We start from the raw sequence: 2,942 nt of genomic DNA, 5'->3' as shown, positions 1-2,942 counted from the left end.
CTTTAACGCCGATAACGGATCTTATGTAAGCTATTTTAGTTGAAGCTTCAACTCAATCCTTCTTTTATCTTGTCCGGTGTCCTGTCTCTGTCTCAGTCAACTTGGCAACCCCACGTGAGCGTTGCCAACTTCACTGAGACCGGACATTCGCCTCCGACCTGTTCCGGAGAACGCTCCCGCAATGGAAGGTCCTTCCTAGCGAGGCTTTCGGTGTCATCCCATACGTTCGATGTGCAGTACGGTCTTTGCAGCCAAGCGATGTTTGACTGTTGACAACGACAAGGGATCCTCATCATTCGATACAAAAATGAAGAATCCGCCGCTCTGATGATAGTCATCAGCCTCAATGGTTTCAGGGAGCCGTTCGCGGAGCGCATTTGAAGCATATGTGATCTGGAATGTTGGCATGTGCTTTCCTAAAGAGTCGATGCAGATTTCTTATTTTCGACACGGGCGTCGACGAAAAGAGGCTTGATTGTTACCCCTTTCGCGGCAGACAAGGCAGTACAGGTATCCGTTACTCGCTTGAGTCGCTCAGGTCTAAAGTCGCCGTCAGTGAATCCGACCGCAAGGTAAATGCCAAAAGAAATACCCTCAGTCTGCAGATACTGTGGCAACTGCTTTTCAGCGCCAGAAAAGAACTTTGTACTCCCTATGTACTTGACTTCAAGCAGGGCGCGCCGAGTCCACCCCTTCGAAAATTTGAAGTCCACAGGGCCCCTGCCCATGTCCACTTCACGACTCAAGTCCACACCCGCTGCCTGACATTCTGATCGCCACATCATGCCGGCCACCGCCTGGCAGATCTTCTCAGGACGATGCGCTCTGTAGTCGTCATTCCAAAGAAGACGCCATCCATCACTTTCTTCGACAGCATACTGGAAGGTAGCAGCCAATGTCTTCACCCATGCCTGAAAACCGATGTCGTCGCAAGGCAGGCCTGCCTTCAACGCAGATACATCTGCGAGAGCGGCCAGCTTTTGCCCGGACTCGTACCAGTAGACCAGGCCCTGGGGATCCCTCTCGACGTCGTAGGGCGCGTGGGCTCGGGAAGCTTCTTTCTGCAAGTAGCTGATGGCAATATCTGGCCGTGTATTCGCCACCTTCCTCGCGGCTTCGACCTTCTGCGATTTCGTCAAGCTCACGGAAAGATCAAAGTTCAAATCGTCTCTAAGCGCAGCAAACTCAGCATGCTCTGCCCAGTCCCAGAAGCCGTCTGGTGTTACTCGAGGTATGTCTTTTAAAAAGCGCCGAGGAGTAAGGATGACTCCCCCCGCACCACTGGCCACTGGCAGGTCGACTTTAAGATCGGACCAACTCCCTCTCTTCAGATCCGAGGCGGCATGAACCACCTCAACTTTGGACATTGGGATGTCATGCCTTGCGGCAACTTCTTGTGTATAGGCAATAAATTTCGCCTTGAGGATGTTGCAGAGTACATCGCTGGTACGGTCTCGCCCGAAGCCCTCGCAGAAGAGAGCAAAACCCGCAATCGAGGAAAGGTCCTTCACAGCCTCCTTGCCAACCAAGCCAAGCGTCGTAGCGATCCTTCTCGCAAACATTTTCCCGGTTCCCGAGCCGGCCGGACTTGCCATCGCCAAGCCGAGAGCAAACTCCTTAGGCTCTGGAAAATGGAGCAGACGTTCTGCTTTCCTCCACGCGGGCGTATCTTCTTGGCCGCCGGACTTGAGAACAAGGTCAGCAGCGAGTTCGAAGAAGGAAACGACGTGATCATACGATTCGGACCAAAATGGATCAGGATCATCAAAGATGAGATAGGGGTCTACGTATAGAGGACTGTCCTGCGTCGGTATGGTGTCGAACCAATCGTCTTTGCTCGTTAGAGCGAGATCAAACTCTTTCGAAAACCGCATTTCACCTCTATATGTTGTTAGACGAGTTCCTTTAGTGACGTTGTATCGTCCTGAGGTCCAACTCAACCTCTTGACCACGGACTTTAACGACGACCTTCGCTTCGTCGGCACCAGCGGCAGTTAGATACTCAAGCAGCGTGGATAGAAGCATGTCATGCTGACGCTCGGTCTTGGAGATGACACTTTGATTCACACCTAGGCGCTCTGCCAGATCCGTCTGGGTCAAATCCCCAGCTTTACGAATCATCGCTAGATTCATCGCATGGACGCGCTCAGCGCGCACAGATTCTTCTTGGATTCGCGCTACGCGTTCCGCAGCACCTGGACGCTTAAGCATCCGGTCAAGCCTGTCGTTGCCTTCCTTAAAGCCCCTAATCGCCATCAGGATCAACTCATTCTTTTACTAGATTTACATTTCTTAGATTGTATTCTTAGATTAATTTATATTTGAATTACTTGAGGTTTATTAAATTTAGTCTTCTTGTCCAGCTACCCACAGATCAACTATCTGATCAGCACGCGACCCCACGCTGTCGTAGAAAATGTCCCCGATATTGGCCTTATCCCCGGAGAACAGAGCCACAACCGCCGTCGCCTGCCCCGGCGGGAACCAGCAAATAACACGAACTGCAATGCCGGCATGAAAGGGGTGAGCGACCCTCCACACCTGATGACGGCCTGATTGCCGCACTTCTTTCAGGCGCAGGGAGTCCTCCGTGGGCGGCTCAGGCAGCCCTCGCAAATAGTCCATCGCCGCAATGGTGTAATCCAAGACAAGCTCGGCCCGCTCGTCTCCTGCGTCAGCCTTCTCTTCCAACCGATCGAGTTGCTCATCGAAACTGTCCGGCCAGAAGAGAATCATGTACTAATTATGGCATGCAGGTCATATTCACTGCAAGCCATAATTACCCCTCCGGAAGCGCGTCGGTCTCCCTGCCATGCTGAAGTTCTCTTCGACGCACCTCGTCAGCGTTAGGATCCTGAAACGCGCAAAGGCGTCAGCTGGCCGCCGAGGCGCCGAGAGTCGCAGCTACTTCTACTCCGGTACTTTGACTGGCAGCGGGACGT

Annotated in this window: 4 protein-coding genes; all 4 read right to left on the bottom strand. The window is 52.7% G+C overall.

Annotated elements, in window-relative coordinates; translation table 11 throughout:
- Positions 1–213: 213 nt before the first annotated feature.
- Positions 214–408, bottom strand: a complete 195-nt coding sequence (locus ACLRGI_RS23225; protein ID WP_253033901.1) for a hypothetical protein — start codon at positions 406–408, stop codon at positions 214–216.
- Between the two features lie 8 nt (positions 409–416).
- Entirely contained in the window at positions 417–1,874 is a 1,458-nt protein-coding gene (locus ACLRGI_RS23220; protein WP_253033900.1) for a DUF8370 family protein, read from the bottom strand.
- 31 nt (positions 1,875–1,905) lie between these two features.
- The gene (locus ACLRGI_RS23215) at positions 1,906–2,256 is read right to left on the bottom strand and encodes a helix-turn-helix domain-containing protein (RefSeq protein ID WP_253033913.1); all 351 of its coding nucleotides are present in this window, start codon (positions 2,254–2,256) and stop codon (positions 1,906–1,908) included.
- A 90-nt stretch (positions 2,257–2,346) separates the two neighbouring features.
- On the bottom strand, positions 2,347–2,736 hold the full coding sequence (locus ACLRGI_RS23210) for a hypothetical protein (RefSeq protein WP_253033899.1): 390 nt from the start codon (positions 2,734–2,736) through the stop codon (positions 2,347–2,349).
- Positions 2,737–2,942 lie beyond the last annotated feature (206 nt).

Source organism: Paenarthrobacter sp. PPS72, from assembly GCF_048537125.1.
Taxonomy (GTDB): Bacteria; Actinomycetota; Actinomycetes; order Actinomycetales; family Micrococcaceae; genus Arthrobacter; species Arthrobacter nitroguajacolicus_E.
The sequence above is the reverse complement of the archived record's forward strand: the minus strand, read 5'-3'. Positions and strand labels throughout refer to the sequence as shown.

Coding starts and splice junctions, on each gene's coding strand:
- ACLRGI_RS23225 (WP_253033901.1), bottom strand. CDS start 408: ATGCCAACATTCCAGATCACATATGCTTCAAATGCGCTCCGCGAACGG.
- ACLRGI_RS23210 (WP_253033899.1), bottom strand. CDS start 2,736: ATGATTCTCTTCTGGCCGGACAGTTTCGATGAGCAACTCGATCGGTTG.
- ACLRGI_RS23220 (WP_253033900.1), bottom strand. CDS start 1,874: ATGCGGTTTTCGAAAGAGTTTGATCTCGCTCTAACGAGCAAAGACGAT.
- ACLRGI_RS23215 (WP_253033913.1), bottom strand. CDS start 2,256: ATGGCGATTAGGGGCTTTAAGGAAGGCAACGACAGGCTTGACCGGATG.